Origin of the sequence: Botrimarina colliarenosi (assembly GCF_007859955.1) — a bacterium.
Taxonomy (GTDB): domain Bacteria; phylum Planctomycetota; class Planctomycetia; order Pirellulales; family Lacipirellulaceae; genus Botrimarina; species Botrimarina colliarenosi.
The window spans coordinates 476,994-495,184 of sequence record NZ_SJPR01000004.1 but is presented as its reverse complement, the minus strand read 5'-3'; the positions used below and the strand labels follow the sequence as shown (position 1 = coordinate 495,184).

At 64.8% G+C, this 18,191-nt stretch carries 13 protein-coding genes and 1 tRNA gene; 7 read left to right on the top strand and 7 right to left on the bottom strand.

Features of this window, described 5'->3' with window-relative positions; all coding sequences use genetic code 11:
• Window positions 1-131: 131 nt before the first annotated feature.
• The 4 genes from Pla108_RS16020 to Pla108_RS16005 form a co-directional block, all read right to left on the bottom strand.
• Window positions 132-719 (bottom strand): ATP-dependent Clp protease proteolytic subunit, encoded by a 588-nt coding sequence (locus Pla108_RS16020; protein WP_146445961.1) that lies wholly within the window; start codon window positions 717-719, stop codon window positions 132-134.
• Between the two features lie 138 nt (window positions 720-857).
• The gene (locus Pla108_RS16015) at window positions 858-1,526 is read right to left on the bottom strand and encodes a ClpP family protease (RefSeq protein ID WP_146445960.1); all 669 of its coding nucleotides are present in this window, start codon (window positions 1,524-1,526) and stop codon (window positions 858-860) included.
• Between the two features lie 109 nt (window positions 1,527-1,635).
• Window positions 1,636-3,132: a trigger factor gene (gene tig, locus Pla108_RS16010; protein WP_146445959.1), complete on the bottom strand. Its 1,497-nt coding sequence runs from the start codon at window positions 3,130-3,132 to the stop codon at window positions 1,636-1,638.
• Window positions 3,133-3,541: 409 nt separating this feature from the next.
• Window positions 3,542-3,614: transfer RNA gene (locus tag Pla108_RS16005), tRNA-Gly, on the bottom strand.
• Window positions 3,615-3,823: 209 nt separating this feature from the next.
• Here Pla108_RS16005 and rfbB point away from each other — a divergent pair.
• Window positions 3,824-4,894 (top strand): dTDP-glucose 4,6-dehydratase, encoded by a 1,071-nt coding sequence (rfbB, locus tag Pla108_RS16000; RefSeq protein WP_146445958.1) that lies wholly within the window; start codon window positions 3,824-3,826, stop codon window positions 4,892-4,894.
• Window positions 4,895-4,930: 36 nt separating this feature from the next.
• Here rfbB and Pla108_RS15995 read toward each other — a convergent pair whose 3' ends face one another.
• Window positions 4,931-6,145 carry a ribonuclease D gene (locus Pla108_RS15995; protein ID WP_231934535.1) on the bottom strand — a complete coding sequence of 405 codons (1,215 nt, stop codon included), beginning with the start codon at window positions 6,143-6,145 and terminating at the stop codon, window positions 4,931-4,933.
• A 111-nt stretch (window positions 6,146-6,256) separates the two neighbouring features.
• Complete coding sequence (locus Pla108_RS15990; RefSeq protein WP_146445956.1) at window positions 6,257-7,924, bottom strand: sodium:proton antiporter; 1,668 nt, start codon at window positions 7,922-7,924, stop codon at window positions 6,257-6,259.
• 193 nt (window positions 7,925-8,117) lie between these two features.
• Here Pla108_RS15990 and Pla108_RS15985 point away from each other — a divergent pair, with 193 nt between their 5' ends.
• The 4 genes from Pla108_RS15985 (at window position 8,118) to xrtU (ending at window position 11,629) form a co-directional block, all read left to right on the top strand.
• Entirely contained in the window at window positions 8,118-8,831 is a 714-nt protein-coding gene (locus Pla108_RS15985) for a (5-formylfuran-3-yl)methyl phosphate synthase (protein ID WP_146445955.1), read from the top strand.
• A 63-nt stretch (window positions 8,832-8,894) separates the two neighbouring features.
• Window positions 8,895-9,197: a polyhydroxyalkanoic acid system family protein gene (locus tag Pla108_RS15980; RefSeq protein ID WP_146445954.1), complete on the top strand. Its 303-nt coding sequence runs from the start codon at window positions 8,895-8,897 to the stop codon at window positions 9,195-9,197.
• 157 nt (window positions 9,198-9,354) lie between these two features.
• Entirely contained in the window at window positions 9,355-9,717 is a 363-nt protein-coding gene (locus tag Pla108_RS15975; protein WP_146445953.1) for a response regulator, read from the top strand.
• A gap of 265 nt (window positions 9,718-9,982) precedes the next feature.
• Entirely contained in the window at window positions 9,983-11,629 is a 1,647-nt protein-coding gene (gene xrtU, locus Pla108_RS15970) for an exosortase U (protein ID WP_197526617.1), read from the top strand.
• A 131-nt stretch (window positions 11,630-11,760) separates the two neighbouring features.
• On the opposite strand, the gene Pla108_RS15965 is transcribed toward xrtU, so the two are convergent.
• Window positions 11,761-12,429, bottom strand: coding sequence for a lamin tail domain-containing protein (locus Pla108_RS15965; protein ID WP_146445951.1), 669 nt, complete (start codon window positions 12,427-12,429; stop codon window positions 11,761-11,763).
• Between the two features lie 400 nt (window positions 12,430-12,829).
• Here Pla108_RS15965 and Pla108_RS15960 point away from each other — a divergent pair, with 400 nt between their 5' ends.
• Both Pla108_RS15960 and Pla108_RS15955 read left to right on the top strand, forming a co-directional pair.
• Window positions 12,830-15,388 carry a tetratricopeptide repeat protein gene (locus tag Pla108_RS15960; protein WP_146445950.1) on the top strand — a complete coding sequence of 853 codons (2,559 nt, stop codon included), beginning with the start codon at window positions 12,830-12,832 and terminating at the stop codon, window positions 15,386-15,388.
• A gap of 210 nt (window positions 15,389-15,598) precedes the next feature.
• Window positions 15,599-17,848: a GumC family protein gene (locus tag Pla108_RS15955; protein WP_146445949.1), complete on the top strand. Its 2,250-nt coding sequence runs from the start codon at window positions 15,599-15,601 to the stop codon at window positions 17,846-17,848.
• Window positions 17,849-18,191 lie beyond the last annotated feature (343 nt).

The following is an 18,191-nucleotide window of genomic DNA, read 5'->3' as shown; positions in this document are numbered from 1 at the left end:
TAGCCTGAGCCGGGGGCGCTAGCCCTCGGAGTGGAGCTGGAACGTGCTACAACTCCGAGGGCTAGCGCCCCCGGCTCAGGGTGCAGCTAGCTTGGCCGAATCCGGCGGGGCCGGTCTCAGCGGGGCCCGTCTCAGCCGTGCATGCTCTCGATGATCTTATCGACCAAGTGGTAGTCGAGGGCCTCGTCGGCGGACATGAAGTTGTCGCGGTCGGTGTCCTGCTGGAGCTGCTCGAGCGTCTTGCCGCTGTGCTTGGCGAGGATCGCGTTGAGCTTGTCCTTGGTCTTCTTGTACTCGGTCGCGTGGATGAGGATGTCCTCGGCGGTCCCTTCCATGCCGGCGAGCGGCTGGTGGATCATCACGCGGCTGTTCGGCAGGGCGTGCCGCTTGCCGGCCGTGCCCGCTGCTAGCAGCACGGCGCCCATGCTGGCGCACTGGCCGAGGCAGTAGGTCGCCACGTCGCAGGTGACGAACTGCATCGTGTCATAGATCGCCATGCCGGCGGTGACGCTGCCGCCGGGCGAGTTGATGTAGAGGTGGATGTCGCTCTTGGGATCGTCCGACTGCAGAAACAGCAGCTGCGCGACGATGTTGTTCGCGACCTCGTCGTTGATGCCCGATCCGAGGATGACGATCCGGTCGACCAGCAGCCGACTGTAGATGTCCATCGCCCGCTCTTCGCGGCCGTTCTTGTCGATGACGTAGGGAATGAGGGGCATGAGTTGGTTCCGTCCGTGTTCGGCGGGCTAGCCGCTACTTGTGCTATTGATGAACGATGAATGGTGAGCGATGAAGCGTTTCTGAACCACCGATCGCGAAGCCGGCTATTCGTTACTCATCGTTCGTCACTCCGCACTTCAGTCGTTGTCGTCGTCTTCCGACCCGGGGGGGCGGGTCAGGATGTCATCGACCAAGCCGTAGGCCTTCGCCTCTTCGGCGGTCATGTAATGGTCGCGGTCACAGGCCTTTTGGATCTCTTCGGGGGTCTTGCCGCAGTGGCCGCCGAGAATCTCGTTGAGGGTCTGCCGCGTCTTGATGATTTCGTTGGCCTGGATTTCGATGTCCGAGACCTGACCGCCGACGCCGCCGTGCGGCTGGTGGATCATCACCTTGGAGTGCTTGAGGGCGTATCGCTTGCCCTTCTCGCCGCCGGCGAGCAGCACACTGCCGCCGGACGCCGCGAGGCCCACGCAGTAGGTGGCCACCGGGCAGGTGATCATCTGCATGGTGTCGTAGATGGCGAGCGTCGAGGTGACGCTTCCGCCCGGCGAGTTGATGTAGAAGTGGATGTCCTTGCGGCGGTTCTCGCTCTGCAAGTACAGCAGCTTCATCACCAGCTCGTTGGCGTTGCCGTCGTAGATCTCCCCCTGGAGGAAGATCACGCGGTTCTCCAGCAGCAGGTCGCCGAGCGTCATCTGACGCTGGCGCTGGTAGTCGCGTGCGGCGCGCGGGTCGACGGGCCTCGAGTCGTGCGGCCGGGAAGCCGCGGCGAATGGTCCGTCCGTGGGAGCGAAGAATTCGCTCATGGGTTGCTCCTTCAAGCTGAGTGGGCAGTGGGCAGTAGGCAGTGGGCGGTCATGGCGCCGCCGACAGCCGAGACTGCCCGCTGCTGACTGCCCACCACCCACTCTTCTCTCAGTCGTCTTTGTCTTCGGCCTCGATCGCACCGACCGCCTCGGGGATGTCCCCCTCGGCGCCACCGACGGCGAACGGGACGCCCTCGACGGTCGATTTCGGCGGGGTGAAATCCTCGTCCTGGAACTTGGCTTCGGCCTGGACGAGCTCCATCACCTTCCGCTCGATAATCTGGTTGCGGAGCACGTCCATCAAGCCCCGCTTCTCGAGCTGGGCCCGCACGCGACGGGGCGACTCGCCCGACTGCATCGAGATCAGGAAGATCTCGCGGTCGTAATCGCCGTCCTCGACGTCGAGGTTCTCTTCTTCGGCGATCCGCTCGAGGATGAAGTGCTCTTTCAGAGCGGCGGCCGTCGAGACAGAGCTGTTCTGACGCAGCTCGTTCTCGCGGGCGCGGATCTCGCCCTCGCTGAAGCCGCTGCGACGCATTTCCATGACGGCCCGCTCCAGCTCGCGGACGCTCTGCCGCTTCAGCAGGCTCGGCGGCAGGTCCCAGTCGGCCGACTCGGTCAGCATCTCGCTGATCTGGTTGCGGGCGACCTTCTGCTGCTCGTACTCGAGTTGCCGCTCGAGGTCCTTTTGGACGGCGTCGCGGAAATCGCCTTCGGTCTTGAAGCCGCCGATCTCGCCGAGGAACTCCTCGTCGAGCTCCGGCAGGCGGAGCTTCTTGACCTCAAGGACCTCGATCTCGAGGGTGACGTCCTTGCCACGGAGCTCCTCATTCGGGGCGCTGGCGGAGAGCTTCACCTCGGCGGTGAGCTTGTCGCCAGCCTTGGCGCCCTTGGCGAGCTTGAGGAAGTCCTGGATGCGACCATCAACGAAGCTCAGCGTCGGGCGGAGCCGCACGACGCGGTCCTCGTCACGCGATATTTCCTTTCCGTCGGCCATGCCGCGGAGCGTCAGCACGAGGTAATCGCCCTCTTCGGCGGCGCCGTCGTGCGGCGCCAGCTGGCCGTACTTGGCGAGCATCTGCTCGATCTGGCGGTCGATATCTTCGGGGGCGAACTTCTGCATCGGCCGCTTGAGCTTCAGACCCTTCCATTTGGGGAGGTCGAACTCGGGGCGGACTTCGATGCTGAATTCAAACGTCAGCGGGCCCTCGTCGGGGATCTCCACCGCTTCGAGGTCGAGGTCCGGCTCGCTGATCGCGGCGAACTCTTCCTCGTCGGCCACCTGGGCCAAGCTATCCATCAAGAGCGAGCCTTTCACCTGGTCGGCGACGTCACCCTTGAACTTCTGCACGACGAGCTTTCGCGGCGCGCGGCCGACCCGGAAACCCGGGACGCTAGCCGACGGCATCAGGTCGCTGAAGGCCTTGTCGAGGTACCGGTCGATATCCTCGCGCGAGACCGTGACGGTGATCCGCCGCTCGCAGGCGCTCGGCTTCGCGACTTTGACGTCGAGCGAGAGCTTCTCAGCCTCCTCGTCGCCATCCGCGTCGTCGGCGACCGCGGTGTCGGTCGTGGCCACTTCGTCTTCCAGTTCGTCTGCCGCCATGGCTCTCGCGTCGTCTCGTTGAATTGTTTCTAGGGAGTCGGGGCCGTGTCGCCACCGAAACCATCAAAGCGTCGGCCCCGCCGAGCGTGACCGAAGCCCGGTAAGATAACGCGGGCGCCACCATTAGGAGAAGGGGCGTTGTCGCAGGACCGCCACCTTCAAGCCGATTGGCCGGAGATCGCGAGCGTGAGCGGCCGGCGTTGAAGCGGATCTGCGGGGCCCTCCGGTCGCTGACGCTCCCGGCTCGCCGTCACTTGGTGGGGGCGATTTTCAGCGTGGGGCAGCCGCTTGCCGACAAAAAAGCGAGGAAAAACCCGCCCAGCGAAGTCTTGGTCTCAGCCAAGCAGAGCAGGCAAAAAACCCGCCCAGCGATGTCTTGGCCTTAGCCAAGCAGAGCAGGCAAAAAAAGAGCGGCTGATCGGACTCGAACCGACGACATTCACGTTGGCAACGTGATGCTCTACCAACTGAGCTACAGCCGCAGTAGCAGGTGAGGGACCCCGCGGGCCGCCTCTGAATCTCGGAGTATAGCGTCGAATCCGAGGCGATCAAGCGGGGTTTGGTGCCGGCCCTACAACCCCACCCAGCGGCCCGGGCGCCCGCCAGAACCCGGGGGTTCCGCACGGGCGGCGACCTGGCCGCAGGTTTAAGATGGGATTGGTTCTCTCCGTCCCGTAGCGGCTGCCGCGTCATGCCTTCCACCCGACCCCTTCAGCGCGTGCTCGTCACTGGCGGGGCGGGCTTTATCGGCAGCACCCTCTTGCGTCGGCTGCTCGCTCGGACGGGGACGCGCGTGCTGAACTACGACGCCCTGACCTACGCGGGTCTGATCGAGTCGGTCGTCGATTTGGCGGCCGACCCCCGCTACGCCTTCACGCAGGGGGACGTCGTCGATGCGGCCAGGCTCGCCGAGGAGGTCGCCCGTTTCCGTCCCGATACATTAATTCACTTGGCGGCTGAGTCGCACGTCGACCGTTCGATTGCCGAGCCGGCGGCCTTCGTCAGGACGAATGTCGAAGGGACCGCCACCGTTCTCAGGGTCTGGCGGGACTATCGCGACCGCGTTTCGCACGAGGACGCCGCGACGGCGGATAGCCTTCGGCTGGTCCACGTCTCAACCGACGAGGTGTACGGCTCCCTGCCAGTCGGCGAATTTGCCGTCGAAGGGGCGACGTACAACCCAAGCTCGCCGTACTCGGCCACCAAAGCGGCGGCCGATCATCTGGTCCGGTCTTATGGGCGGACCTACGGCATGCCGGCGGTCATTGTCTGCCCGACGAATAACTACGGCCCGCGACAATTCCCCGAGAAGTTGATCCCGCTGGCGACGCTACGGGCCCTACGTGGCGAGCCGATCCCGCTCTACGGCGATGGCCAGCAGGTGCGCGACTGGCTGCACGTCGAGGACTGCGCCGCGGGGATCGTGGCCGCCGCCGAACGGGGCAGGGCGGGGGAGACTTATCATCTTAGCGCGACATCGCCGGGCGAAACGCCGCTCGACGAGTGGTCCAACCAGCGGGTGGTGCAAGCTCTCGCCGACGCCACCGACGCCTTACAGAGTGGCGCGTCCGAACGCCGGGCGTTGATCGAACGCGTCGCCGATCGACCGGGGCATGACCGCCGGTACGCGCTCGATTCATCGAAGGCGCGGAGAGAGCTTGCTTGGCGTCCTACTCGGCCGCTGGCGGAAGGTCTCGCCGAGACGGCACGCTGGTATGCGGAGAATCAGGCGTGGGTCGCCGCAGCGGAACGGCGGGGCTAAGCCGGCCGCGTGCACGGCTTTAGCCGCGGACCCTGTCTAGTCGCGGACCCTGTCGGCGTCGATCGTGTCGAACTCGAGCGGACGATCGCTGTGGGGGTCGCCGATCCGGATCGATTTCTTGCCGGTGAGCAGGTCGTCGATCAGGTTGCCAATCAGCTCGGCGCGCCAGCCGTCGGCGAGCGCCGGCGGCTCGTCCGACTCGGTGCCGAAACCGAGGCGGAAGCTAATGAGCTCGCGGATGTCGGTCGCCGTGCAGGCCAGGGCCGAGGCGATCTCGGCCCGGTTGCAGAGGCTGCTGATCGCCGGAGCGAGGAACTGTCCGAGCAGGTTCAGCTGCGGCGGGGGTGGCTTGCGACGCGAGCCGACGAGGTCGTCGGTCGGCGCTTCGAGGCCGCGATGGATGGCGGCGGCGATGTCGGGGATCGCCTTCTTGAGCTGACCGTGAAGCATGCCGCGGACGGCGCGGATCTTGTCCTCTTTGTCGGTCTTCTTCTTCGCCAGCTCGACGATCAGGTCGTCACGCAAAATACGTTTGGGGGGCAGGTCACGGCGTTCGGCCTCGGCTTGGCGCCAGAGCCACAGCTCGCGAACGATCGCCAAGCTCCGCACCGGGAGGCCCCCCGAGCCCGATACCTTGCGCCACCGCTGACGGGTGCGGGCCTCGAGGACTTCCTTGACGAAGCCCTCGGTCTCGGTCTCGAGCCACTCACGCCGGCCGAGTCGGTCGATCTTGTTGAGGATTTTGTCGTGCAGCGCGAACAGGTAGCGGACGTCTTCCAGGGCGTAGTCGATCTGGGCGTCGGTCAGCGGCCGGCGGCGCCAGTCGGTGCGCTGCTCGCCCTTGTTGGGCCGTTTGTTGAGGATCCGCTGGACCACCGAGCTGTAGGCCGCGGGGTACTCGGGGCTGCAAAACGCGGCCGACAGCTGCGTGTCGAACAGGTTCGCCGGGGGGCGGTCGATCGCGTGGACGCAGAAGTTGATCTCCTCGCGAGCCGCGTGCGCGATAGTCACGTGCGGGCCATCGGCGAGCAGCTGCCAGAACGGCGTCAGGTCGCCAATCGGCTGCGGGTCGATGACCGCCAGGATCGGACCGGCGGGGCTCCCCTCGGCGACGACCTGAATCAGGCACAGTTCTGGCCGGAACGTGTCTTCGGAGACAAATTCCGTGTCGAAGCCAATCCGTGTCGACCCCTTCAGCCGTTCGCAGAGGTCGGCCAGGGCGGCGGTGCTAAGGATCGTCTCGTGGGACACAGCAGACAAAATGCAGCGGTTAGGCGAGTCGGAGAAGGCGCCAGCGTACACGCCCGCCCGTTTGACCGACAGGCCGCTTTCGGGACGCCCCCCAACCCGCCGGGTTTGCCATTACCCGAATCGGTACCAGGCGACGAACGCGAGGATCGGCAGCAGCAAGGTGCAGCTGTAGACCATGTAACCGAAGAAACTCGGCATTTTCACGCCCGATGACTCGGCGATCGCCCGGACCATAAAGTTCGGTCCGTTGCCGATGTACGTCATTGCGCCGAGGAAAACAGCCCCGATGCTGATCGCGATCAGGCGGCCTTCGCCCACGCCGGCGATGGTGGCGTTCCCCTCGAGTGGCGTGAGCGTGCGGGCGGTCTCGAAGAACACGACATAGGTCGGCGCGTTATCGAGCACGCTAGAGAGACCTCCCGTGACCCAGAAGAACGCCATCGGCGACGAGATCCCCAGCGAAGGGCCTTGCTCGTTGAGAATCTGCAAGGCGGGCTGCATGCAGATAAAGATGCCACAGAAGAGCGCCGCGACTTCGACGATCGCGTGGTAGTTAAAGCCGTTCCGCTCGCGGACCGAGTGGCTGCCGAGCCCGACCGACAACGCCACCAGGGCGATTTGGACAATCTCGCGGAGGTACATCCACGGATGCCAATCGGTGCCGGGGATCGTCTTGGAAGGGTCGAGCAGCGCTACCGCCGCGACCACGCCCAAGAGCAGCACGCCGTTGATCGCCAGCCCCTCGTACTTCAGCGAGCGGATGTTGCGGATGTCGCGGGTGATGTCAGCCTCGGTCTCGCGCGGGTAGTAGGCGATCTCGTCGAGCAGCAAGTAGGCGACCAGCAGCAGGCCGTTGGTCATCAGCCACGGCTGCCAGAGGTTGAGCGTCCAGAAGAAATCGACGCCACGCAAGTAGCCCAAGAAGAGCGGGGGGTCGCCGATCGGCAGCAGGCAGCCGCCACAGTTGCAGACGATGAAGATGAAGAAAACAACGGTGTGGACGACGTGCTTGCGTTCCTGGTTAGTCTCGAGCAGCGGCCGGATCAGCAGCATCGCCGCCCCGGTCGTGCCGATGAAGCTCGCCAAGATGGCGCCGGCCGCCATGAAAATGGCGTTGGTCATCGGGTTTGCTTGGAGGTCGCCCGTGATCCGGATGCCGCCGCTGATCGTGTAGAGGCTGAACAGCAGCACGATGAACGGGATGAACTCACCGAGGATCGCGTTCTGGAACACCGTGCGGACGAACCCGAGATCGAAACCGCCGTCCGACGGCGCCACCACCCCGTGGGCGGGCCAGTGGCTGTCGATCGCGCTGTTGTGGGCGAACCCGTAGTACAGCAGCGTTAGCAGCCCAAGGCCCGCAGCCACCTTAAAGCGGCTGGCATTCGACTCCCACCAATGCGAGGTCGCTGGGATCAGGGGCAGGACGGCGATGGCTAGCAGCAGGAAAACAAACGGCACAACCGTCCAGACCGGCGGCGCCGCTCCGGCGACGTGATGCCCCGACTCGGCGTGCTCGTCGGAAGCGTGCTCGTCTTCGCCGGCGACGTGCTCCTCGGTGGCATTATCTCCGGCGGCGGGGTCTTCGGAGCCGTCATGGTCGTGATCATGACCCTCCGCTATCGGATCACTGAGGGGCGGCGTGTGCGCGGCGGCGATCAATTCGGTTCCGCGCTGCGGCAGGCCGACGGCCAGTCCACCGGCGTAAGCCAGCAAGATGGCGAGGATGGCCCCGATAACAGGGCCAGACTTGGGGGCGCCGTGGGAGTGATCGCTCATTTCGGCCCGGGAGGGGGGATTGCCGTCGGTTGGGTTGGCTCGGAAGACGCAAGCAGACAGGGGTGCGTGCCGAGCCCGGGTAGGAAGCGTAGAAAGGTAGCCCGCTCCTGATTCAGCGTCTATCGGAGGGTGTGGCAGTCCGTTGAAACCTCTACCGTGCGTAATCGGCCTGACCGGAACCACCGCGCTAGCTATGTCGATGCTTGATCTGCCGAACGATCGACCAGGACTCTTGATAAGCGTTCGCAACGCTCAGGAGGCGCTAGCTGCGCTCGAAGGGAACGCCGACGTCATCGACATCAAAGAGCCCTCCCGCGGCGCCCTCGGCGCCGCCGACTTGGCGACGATCGACGCCGTCGTAACGGCGGTCGCCGGCCGAGCGCCCGTGACGGTCGCCCTGGGTGAGCTTATCGACGCCGGCGAGCCGCCCAAGCTGCCTGCCGGCGTCGCGGTAGCGAAGTTCGGCCTCGCCGGAGCTGCGGGCCGCGATTGGCGGGCCGCGACGGCGGCGATTCGCCGGCGGCTGCCGGGGTCCGTTGAATTGGCGCTCGTCGCGTATGCGGACGACCCGTCAGCGCCGTCCCCCGCCGAAGTCTTGGCCGCGTCCCGGTCACTTGGTGTCGAGTGGCTGGTGATCGACACCCGGCATAAAGAGGGGACGGCTTCGCTTGATCTGCTTGGACTGGCCGTTCTCAAAGGCTTTGCCGCCGCCGCCAACGCGGCCGGCGTCTCCCTTGTGTTGGCGGGCTCCATGTCGCCCGATCGGTTCCCGGACGCCGTCGCGATCCGCTCGGCGCTGGTGGGAATCCGCGGGGCCGCTTGTGACGGCGGACGGACCGGCACGGTGGCGGTCGCTCGTGTGCGGTCGCTGGCGGAAGCCCTCGCGGCTTGCCGGAAGGTGGTCTGAGCGTCAGGATGCCATGACGCTGACCGCCTCACTCAATCCCCCCTCCACGCGAGCCCGCCCGCCATGCCGAAGTTCGACGTCAGTGTCCCCAACCTGCTCGGACGCGAGGCCGCTCTTGAGAAGTTGCAGGGATTCTCCGCGAAGATCCAAGAGCAGCACGCGGACAAAATCAAAGACATCGAGCAGCGGTGGGAAGGGGACGACCTCCACTTCGGCTTTAAGACGTTGGGGCTGCGGATCTCTGGGAAGCTGATGGTCGAAGAGTCGGTTGTGCGGGTTGAAGGGGACCTGCCGTTTGCGGCCGCCATGTTCAAAGGGCAGATCACCGGCGCCATCCAAGGGCAACTCGAACGGCTGCTCAGGTAAGCGGTAATCCGCTGCCTGAAAATGGCCCCGCTCGTTTTGACAGGTCGCAGGAGCAACCTAGGTTTCCGCGTGCAGCCGAAGTCCACCAACGGGGTGTCGGCGAGCGACGCCGAGACGGCTCACCTGCCGTGTCGACGATTCCTGAGGAGCCAACACGATGAGCGCCCGCGTACTAGTTGCCGACGATTCCAGCACGATGCGGAAGATTATTCTCCGCTCGCTTAGCGCGGTTGGCGTGCCGTCGGCCGTCGAGGCCGCCGACGGTGAGGAGGCGATCAACCTCTTCCAGCCCGGTCAATTCGACCTGGTGTTGACCGACTGGAACATGCCGCGGAAGAACGGCCTGGAAGTGATCCAGGAGATCCGCAAGCTGGACACCGACGTCACGATCATTATGGTCACGACCGAGGCCGAAAAATCGCGGGTCCTAGAGGCGATCCAAGCGGGCGTCTCGGACTACCTAGTGAAGCCCTTCACCGCCGACATGCTCCGCGAAAAGCTCGAGAAGCACGGCTGCTGAGACGAGCCTTCAGCAGAGGCCCGTCCGCCGAGTCCCCCCAGGGACGCGGGAGGATCGCACTTATCGAACAATCTGCCCAACACCGGCTGTGGACCCACGGCCGGTGTTGGTTTTTTAGCCGCCAGACTGGCCGATTCCACTCGCTCGACATCGGGTCGGCCTTAAGCCAGTATGGGAGGCGGTTCGCCGCTGTGGCGACGTTCCTGCGCATACCTTTTCTTTAGCTTTTATGAAGTCGGGCCGCCTCGCTATTTCGATCGTGCTCTTGGCGGCCCTTGCCATTGCGTTGATCGCGGCCTATGGCCCGATCCTCGTGGAGTTCTTCCACAACGTTTGGCGGAGGCCGCACTACCAGCACTTCCCGTTCGTGCTGGCCGCGTCGGCGTTGCTCTTCATGCGTGATTTATCCACCCGGCCGGGTCGTGCACCGGGCCCGCTCTGGGCCGCTGGCGGCGCCGTCGCGGCCTGGGCGTTGCTCGCGCTGGCCTACCAGATCCCGTCGCCCCTCTTCGCGGCGGCGTCGCTCCTCTTGCTCGCCGGCGCGGCCGGGTGCGTCATCGCGAGGAGCATCGGCGCCCGTTTCCCATGGGGAGCCTGGGCCTTGAGTTGGCTTGTCTTGCCGCCGCCGGTCGGGCTCGACTATCGGCTGATCGAGGTGCTGCAGCGCTCGAGCAGTTGGCTCGCAAGCCAAGCGCTCGACGTCCTCCAGATCAACCACTTGATGGAAGGAAACGCCCTGGTTTTGGCCGACAAGACGCTCTTCGTCGACGAGGCTTGCAGCGGGATTGTCTCGGCCGTCTCCATCATCTCGTGCGCCGCCATGTACGCCGTTTGGCGACGTCGAGGAGTGGCCCATACGTTGCTGCTAATGGCGATGTCGGCCGGCTGGGCGATGCTGCTGAACGTGGTGCGGATCGTCAGTATCGCCTTGGCGCATCGTCAGTTTAATCTGGATTTAGCGGAGGGCGTTCCCCACACCCTGGTCGGGCTCGGCGCGTTTGCTCTGAGTCTCGTCACGCTCGTCGCGAGCGACTGGTTGCTGAAGGCCCTTTTGGCGGAGGTGGGGCCGCGTTGGAGCCAGATGACGGGCGAATCGATTCGCTGGGGAGGCGGCCTCGTTGACGCCTGGGACCGTCTCGTTGCGACGCCCGACGCGGCGCCGGCGACCCCCACCCTTTCAGCCCCAAGAGAGCGAGTTGTTTTCCGCTGGGACCGGGTCCTCACCAGTTCGCTCGGCGTCGGCGCCGCTTTGACCGCGTCACTCGCTTTTGCGGGCTTGGGCGCCACGCAGCTCGTTAGGCCCGCCGGCGTCCAGACGGCCGAGTTGGATTTTCCGAACGAGGACCAATTCGCCGAGACGCTGGAAGCCGAGGGCTTGCCGGCTGAACTCTTCGGCTTGCAGCTGATTGAGAAGTCGCATCGCCAGCGGGACGACGATTCGGCGTTTGGGCAGCACTCGGTCATTTACAGCTACCAGGACAAGAAAGGCCAGGTCTTTCTTGTCTCCTGCGATTTTCCGTTTGTCGGGGGCTGGCATGACCTGTCGGTCTGCTACCGAGGCATCGGCTGGGAGATGAACGAGCGTCTCATCGACCAGGCCGGTTCGGCGGAGGGAACGCCTTTCGACTACGCGCAGATGGCGATGACGAAGCCCGACGGACGCTCGGCCCTGGTCACGTTCTGTGCATGCCAACGCGACGGGACCGCCATCGACGCCCCCGCGATGACGTTCAAGGAGGGCCTCTTGCGGGCGTTCTCGCGCCGCCAAGCGTTCGCCGACAGCCGGCAGTGCTTCCAGGTGCAGGTGCTAACCGAGCGGGCCGAAGCCCTGTCGGAAGCCGACCGGTCGCTCTCGCTGGAGATGCTCGAAGAAGCCCGACGAAGATTCACGGCAGTGGCGTTGGAGCTCTAAGCCAATCGATGAACCCCCTCTTAGCGAGCCATTTAGCGGGGCCACCTCGCCGCGATCGGTCCATGAAAAAAGCCCCCCGCGTCAGCGACGCGGGGGGCTTTGCTTGCTTTTTGAAGCCGACAAGGCCGGGATCAGACGCGGTCCTGGGGGCGACGGGCGACTGTCAGGCCAAGCACCCCAGCGAGCAAGCTGCCACAGAGGGCGGCGGTGGGCTCGGGGATTGGGGCGATGGTGTACGTGCCAAAGGGCACCGCTGCCCTGGTTTGAGCTGCTGTTAGTCCGTCAAGGATATTATTTCCGGGGATGCTCCAGTTCGCAGGTACGAAGCCGCCATCGGGACCTGTCTCACTGACGCGATACATGTAGCTATCAAGGTAGAGGTTCGTGCTGCTGCCTTCCCCAACAGCGTCGACGACCGTTGAAGTTGAGTCAACAAAACGAAATCCGTCGTTGCCGTTCCCAGTTATTGCACCAGAAACGATGACGTTGCTCCCGCTGATTCCGAAGACCGAATTAAATGCAGATGCGTTGGCAACGAAGTAAACGAAAGTGTCGGTGAAGGTTCCAGTCAGGCTGAAATTTTCGTCATAAGCGGCACTGTTCGCAGCTCTCTGCAGAGTGACCCCGGATAAATCGACCGTTCCATTGATGTAGACTTCAATCGCACGGGCATTGAAATCGACATCAGGATCGACGATCCCAGTGACGACTAAGTCTGCCTTAGTAGTTAACGCTGTTGAACCTACGAAAAATGCGGCTGCCAGAACGGCGATGTACTGCTTCGATAGTTTTCGTGCCATCGTTACTGATTCCCTGGTGCTGCGATCAATTGTCTGTTGAGTGACGCATCGGTCCGACACGCTCTGAAGCGATTCGCCCACAACTTCCCACCTCGGCGGTGGTCGTGCAATCTTTTGCGGCGTCGAATGGCACGCATTCGCAGAGATTTAACAATTGACGATGTATTGCCCCCTCTGCAGAGGAGTCGGGCGCCCTTTCTCTTGGCAGAGTCGGTGATCGGTCCGCCAATAGTTTGAGCACATCACGCTTCCCGGGTTGTTCTTGGGAGTCCCGTCCCGGTCCCGGTCGGGCGGCCTGCCCTCCCGATTTGCGACGTTTTGTAGGACGGTGAATCGCCAGTGGCTACGCTGATAACCCTTACGTGAACGCCAAAAGCAGGCCCCTCCGAGCCGTCGCCAAGTGAACCCGCCCCCCCTCCCGCCGCTGCCCAACCCCACCGAGAGGCGGCGGTCGCTTGCTGTGGTCGGGGCGGTTGTGGCGGTCGTCGCTGTCTCGACGGTCGCCTACGGAGGCGTCTCGGCCTGGCTCCAGCCGCTGCTGGCGCTGGCGGCCACGTTGCTCGGCGTCGCCGCGGCCTGGAGGTGGCGCGGCGGTGGAATGCGGGTCGAAGCCGCCGCCCTCGCTTTGCTGACGCTGTTCGTCGCGTTCCAGCTGCTCCCGCTGCCGATCGCAGGCGTGGGGATTCTCTCCCCGGTTCGGGCCGAATCGCTGCGCGACTTGAGCGAGGAGGCTCCGGCGTGGGCCACGGTGAGCTACTACACGCCCGCCACCCGCGAGGGGCTCGCCCACTTGCTCCTCGGCGCCGCGGTCTTCGCATCGGTGGCGATCGGAGTCCGGTCGGGAGAGTCGGTCCGGTGGTTGTTGGCGGGCCTGTTCACCGTCGGCGTCGCCGAGTCGGTGTTGGCGATCGGGCAGATTGCGGTCAAAGCGCCAGGCATCTACGGCGACCCCGGTTTGGGCGTCGGGCCCTGGGTCGGGAGCTTCCTCAACCACAGCAACTTCTGTCAGCTGATCAACGTTTCGATTGGGGCCGGCGTCGGGTTGCTGCTGATCCGGGCAAGTGACCAGCGGCGCCGGGCGGGACGCTCGCGGCGGCGGGTCAGCCTGAACGGCTACCTGCAAGAGCAAGGCGTCTTGGTCTGTGGACTGGCGGTCCAAGTCGTCGCCATCGCCCTGTCGTTCAGCCGCGGCGGGGCGTTGGGGATGGCGTTAGGCCTCTCGGCGCTGGCGGTCGTCGGAGGCTTGGGGCAGAAGAAGGGGGCGTGGGGCTGGTGGGTGATCAGCTCGGCGTTTCTGGCCGCCGCTACCCTTCTGATGGTCGGCGGCGAGGCTTTTTATGAGCGGATCAGCAGCGCCGAAGTAGGCGCCGCGTACGACGACCGGCTCGAGCTCTCCGCCGCGGTTGCCGGCGTCGGTTGGCGTCACGGGGTCGTTGGAACGGGGCTCGGGACCCACCGATTCGTTTTCCCGGCGTTCGACACGACCCAATCGAGCGCGTTGGCGGAGCAGGCCGACAATGACCACGCCCAGCTGTTTGAAGAGACGGGAGCGGTCGGCGTACTGCTGGTCGGCCTCTTCCTGGCGGCGCTTGTCTCCAGGGGCGCCCGAACGGTCCGGCGGAGCAAGTCCTCGACCCGATACGCCTTATACGGTGTGCTTTACGCCCTGGCCGCGTGCGGGGTGCAGAGCCTCGGCGACTTCGGCCTGCGTTTGCCGGCCGTCTTCTGTGCGATGGCGGCGATGTGCGGCTTGACGCCCGCTTTGGCGGCGCGATCGGCCGAGCGGCTGTCAGTCGGCGCTCGCCCCTTCAGCCGTCCGAGTTGGGCGTCTCTGGCTGTCGCGATTGCGGTGCTCGTTGTCGGAGCCATGTTCACCCGACTCGCGTGGCGAGACTATCAGGCCGGCCAGTGGGCGTCGGTTGCGTATGGCTTGGAACAAGACCTCCTCCGCAGCGACTGGGATGGCGATTCGGCCGACTATGTCGACCTTCTGGCGGCGGCTCAGACTGCTTCCGAGGTTTGTCCGGCCGATGTGGAACTTGCCTACTGGTTGAACGCCTATCGTTGGCAGGCGTTCGTCGGGGGCGCCGATCCAAGCGAACTCGTCGCGGAGCCCGCCGGCCGCGAGGTCGCCGAGCAACTCGTCGCAGAACTCGTTAAAACGCGGGCGCTCTGCCCCACCTACGGACCGACGCACACGCTTGAGGGGAAGGTGCGGCTTGCGCTGGGAGACCTGGCTGGGTTCGACAGGATCGAGACAGGATACGCGTTAACCCCCAACGATCCCGAGGCCTGCTACGCCGCGGCGTGCGTCGCGTGTCTGCGCGTGCCTCCCGACCCGGAGCGGGCCAAAGCACTGCTACGCCGCTGTGTCGGTTTGAGCGAATTCCACTACCGGGAAGCGGCGGGGCTGCTGATCGACTTCTTCTCGGACTACGCAACGCCAACCGAGTGGGCGGTTGGCGACGATGAACGCCTGCGCGCCCTCGCCGACCTAGCGGATCAGCGTGGTCGAGACGACCTGGCGGAGGACTTCCGGAAGGATTCGATGGATTTGACCGCCGCCCAAGTCGCCGAGGGGGGGGCTACTGCGGAGCAAATCGTCACCGTCGCGAGTCGTATACGGCAGGAGGGGGACCTGGAGCGAGCCATCGATCTCTATCGCCAGGCGCTCGCCCTGCAGCATGGGAATGTCGTCTGGCGGCTCAAACTCGCCGACATGCTCGCGGAACTCGGACGCTTCGAGGAGGCCTACCGCGAGGCGCGACTCAGTTTTCGGTTGAAGCCCGGATGGGAGCCGGCCCGCAAGCGGATGGAAGAGTTGATCCTAAAAGTCGAGCAGAACGAGACCTTCCCCGTGCCGGATTGGGACGATGCCGGGCGGCGTTCGGCGGACGATCCCGCCGAAGCCTCACCCGATCCGTCGCCAGCGGAGGGTCAGGGAGGGCCCAGCGAGTGATCGCCGGACTGACCGTCAATACCGGCACAATCGTTCCCCGTCGCCCTGCTTGACGCCGGAACGGGATCGAGTTGGTGCTGGCGCCTGCGAGAGTTTGGCCTCACAGGAAAAAGCTCGTTATGATGGGGGCTCGTCTGACCTGACCGGGACGACGCCCCGCCGGGCCGCTTTCGGCGTTCCCACGCTCTCTCCTTACCGATTCGACGCCCGATGGCTCTGCCTCCGTCCGCCCCCGCTAGTACGTACGCGATGACGCCGTCGTCGGCGTCCCTGCCGGCGCCCGGAATGATCATCGACCAGGACGAGGACGCCGGCGGCGTCAACGTCGCTGCGATCGCCTGGCAGAGCCGATGGCTCATCCTGCTGTTCACCTTGTTGGGCGGCCTCGCGTCGTGGCTGTACTTACAGCGTGTGGTGCCTCGCTACACGAGCCTGGCGCGCGTCTTTGTCGAACAAAACCTGCCCCGCGCATTGAACGGCGACGCGTTGGGCACGTTCTCAAACAAGTACCTGTTCACCCAGGCGGAATTGATCCGGTCCTCGTCGGTCCTCTCCGCAGCGGTCGAAGCGCCCGAGAACGCGGCCCTCGAGACCTTCCGGAAAACCGACAACCCGGTCGGGCTGTTGCGTGAGTCGCTGGAGGTCGCCGTCGGCGAGCGAGACGACATCATCAATATCGCCATCGAGCTCGAGAACCCCACCGATGCGGCGGTGATCGTCAACTCGGTGGTCGACGCTTACATCACCCAGTACGCCGAAGAACGTCGCACGAACGTTGTCGACGTCGTCAACATCCTGCGGAGTGAAAAACAACGCCGTGACGACGAGCTCGAGTCGCGGCGGAAGGCGTTGGAGAGCTTCCGCCAAGAGCACGTCTCCCTCGCGATTCAATCGAAAGAAGGGAACGTGGTCAACGAGCTTTTCAGCGCGTTGTCGCAAGAGCTGAACGCCACCCAGATCCAGCTTCTCGAGTCGAAGACTCGCTACGCCCGTGCGAAGAAGATGCTGGAGAATCCGGACCAGGCGCCGTTCCTCATGGAGCTTGCCCGCTCGGCTCATTCGAACTCACGCGGCAGCGACCTCGAGGGCCAGATCCAGTCGGTCGAACAGAGTCTCGTCTCGCAACAGACGAAATGGGGTCCGGGATACCCCTCGGTGCGGCTCCTGCAAGACTCGCTCGACAAGCTGCGCAGCAAGCAAGCCGAGCAGCAGCAAGCGATCCTCAACGCCTATGTCGACGGCCTGCGGCAAGACTACGAGCTGCTGACGCAACGCCGTGACGAGCTCCAACGCGCCTACGACAAGCAGTTTGCTCTCGCAACGGCGGTGAGCCAGCAGGCGGCGAAACTCGATGCGTTGCAGGAGGCGCACGACCGGACGGCCCGCATGTGTGACATCCTCGACGAGCGGATCAAGGAAGTGAATCTCAGCGAGGAGGTCGGCGCCATGAACGTGTCGATCCTCGAGGTCGCCGGGCCGGGGATGCAGACCTTCCCCGACCGGCCCAAGACGTTGTCCCTCGGGCTGGCGTTTGGGGCGATGCTTGGTTTTGGCCTCGCTTGGCTACGCAACCTGCTTGACCATCGATTGAAGTCGATCGAAGAGATCGCCTCGGTCATGCAGCTGCCGATCGTCGGCGCGGTTCCCCTGGTCACGGGGGCGCGGAGCCGAGAGGGCGAACGCAACATTGGCGGACGCATCGTGGCGCTGCAGCCCCGTTCGGTCGCCGCCGAAGCGATCCGCGCGCTGCGGACCTCGCTCCACTTCGGCCTGGCGGGGGACGCCCGCACCTATGTCGTCACGTCGCCGGCGCCGGGTGACGGCAAGTCGACCGTCGCGAGCAACTTGGCGATCGCCATGGCCCAGGCGAATCAACGCGTCTTGCTCATCGACGCCGACATGCGGAAGCCGACCCAGCATGAAATCTTCGGTGTGGAGGTCGAGTCGGGCTTCGCCGCGGTCCTTTCCGGAGTGACCCCAGCGATCGAGGCGGTCGTCGCCACCTCGGTGCCTTCGCTTGACCTACTCGCCTGCGGCCGCATCCCGGCCAGCCCCGTCGAGCTGCTGAATAACGGCAACTTTAGCGAGGCCTTGGAGCAACTCTCGCGACACTACGATCAGATCATCATCGATTCTCCGCCGGTCATGCCGGTGGCCGACGCCCGACTCATCTCGGCGATGGTCGATTGCTCGCTGTTGGTTCTGCGTGCCGAGCGATCGACGCGCCGCATCAGCGTGAGCGCCCGGGACGAGCTGCTGAAGGTTCGCACCCAGCGGCTGGGCGTGATCGTGAACGCGGCCCCCCTCCATCGGGCGAGTTACGGCGGTTACTACGCCTACGGCTACGGGTCCAACGGACAGGTCGCTTACGGGGGGGAAGTGGCGCCAGAGCCCGCCCCCTCCCGTCGCCGTCTTTTGAAGCAAGACCTCGAACCCGAACTCGGGGCAGTCGACAGCTGAGCAGGCCGCCCGACCTTTATGGCGCCCCATGGCCCGGCGTGCTTATTACCGGTCGCGGTGATTTTGCCGGATTTATAGCGGTTTATCGTTGACCCTGTCTGACCCCACGAATAGCCTCGTGACGGTGCCGCGTTCTGGAACGGCTGAGGCCGGTCCCGTACGTCGGCGCCAAGCTTCCCACCAAGACGGGTCGGCTCCCACCAAGACGGGCCGGCCACAAAGACGGCCGGCCACCAAGACGGGTCGACAGTACCCACGCAACACGCCTTCGAACCGTCGGATTGCTTCCGAGCAAGACGAACAACGGGGCGTTCGGCTTAATCAACTTTGACAGGAGCGAGCT

Coding starts and splice junctions, on each gene's coding strand:
- Pla108_RS16015 (WP_146445960.1), bottom strand. CDS start 1,526: ATGAGCGAATTCTTCGCTCCCACGGACGGACCATTCGCCGCGGCTTCC.
- Pla108_RS15985 (WP_146445955.1), top strand. CDS start 8,118: ATGTCGATGCTTGATCTGCCGAACGATCGACCAGGACTCTTGATAAGC.
- Pla108_RS15955 (WP_146445949.1), top strand. CDS start 15,599: ATGGCTCTGCCTCCGTCCGCCCCCGCTAGTACGTACGCGATGACGCCG.
- Pla108_RS15990 (WP_146445956.1), bottom strand. CDS start 7,924: ATGAGCGATCACTCCCACGGCGCCCCCAAGTCTGGCCCTGTTATCGGG.
- Pla108_RS15975 (WP_146445953.1), top strand. CDS start 9,355: ATGAGCGCCCGCGTACTAGTTGCCGACGATTCCAGCACGATGCGGAAG.
- Pla108_RS15965 (WP_146445951.1), bottom strand. CDS start 12,429: ATGGCACGAAAACTATCGAAGCAGTACATCGCCGTTCTGGCAGCCGCA.
- Pla108_RS16020 (WP_146445961.1), bottom strand. CDS start 719: ATGCCCCTCATTCCCTACGTCATCGACAAGAACGGCCGCGAAGAGCGG.
- Pla108_RS15980 (WP_146445954.1), top strand. CDS start 8,895: ATGCCGAAGTTCGACGTCAGTGTCCCCAACCTGCTCGGACGCGAGGCC.
- rfbB (WP_146445958.1), top strand. CDS start 3,824: ATGCCTTCCACCCGACCCCTTCAGCGCGTGCTCGTCACTGGCGGGGCG.
- tig (WP_146445959.1), bottom strand. CDS start 3,132: ATGGCGGCAGACGAACTGGAAGACGAAGTGGCCACGACCGACACCGCG.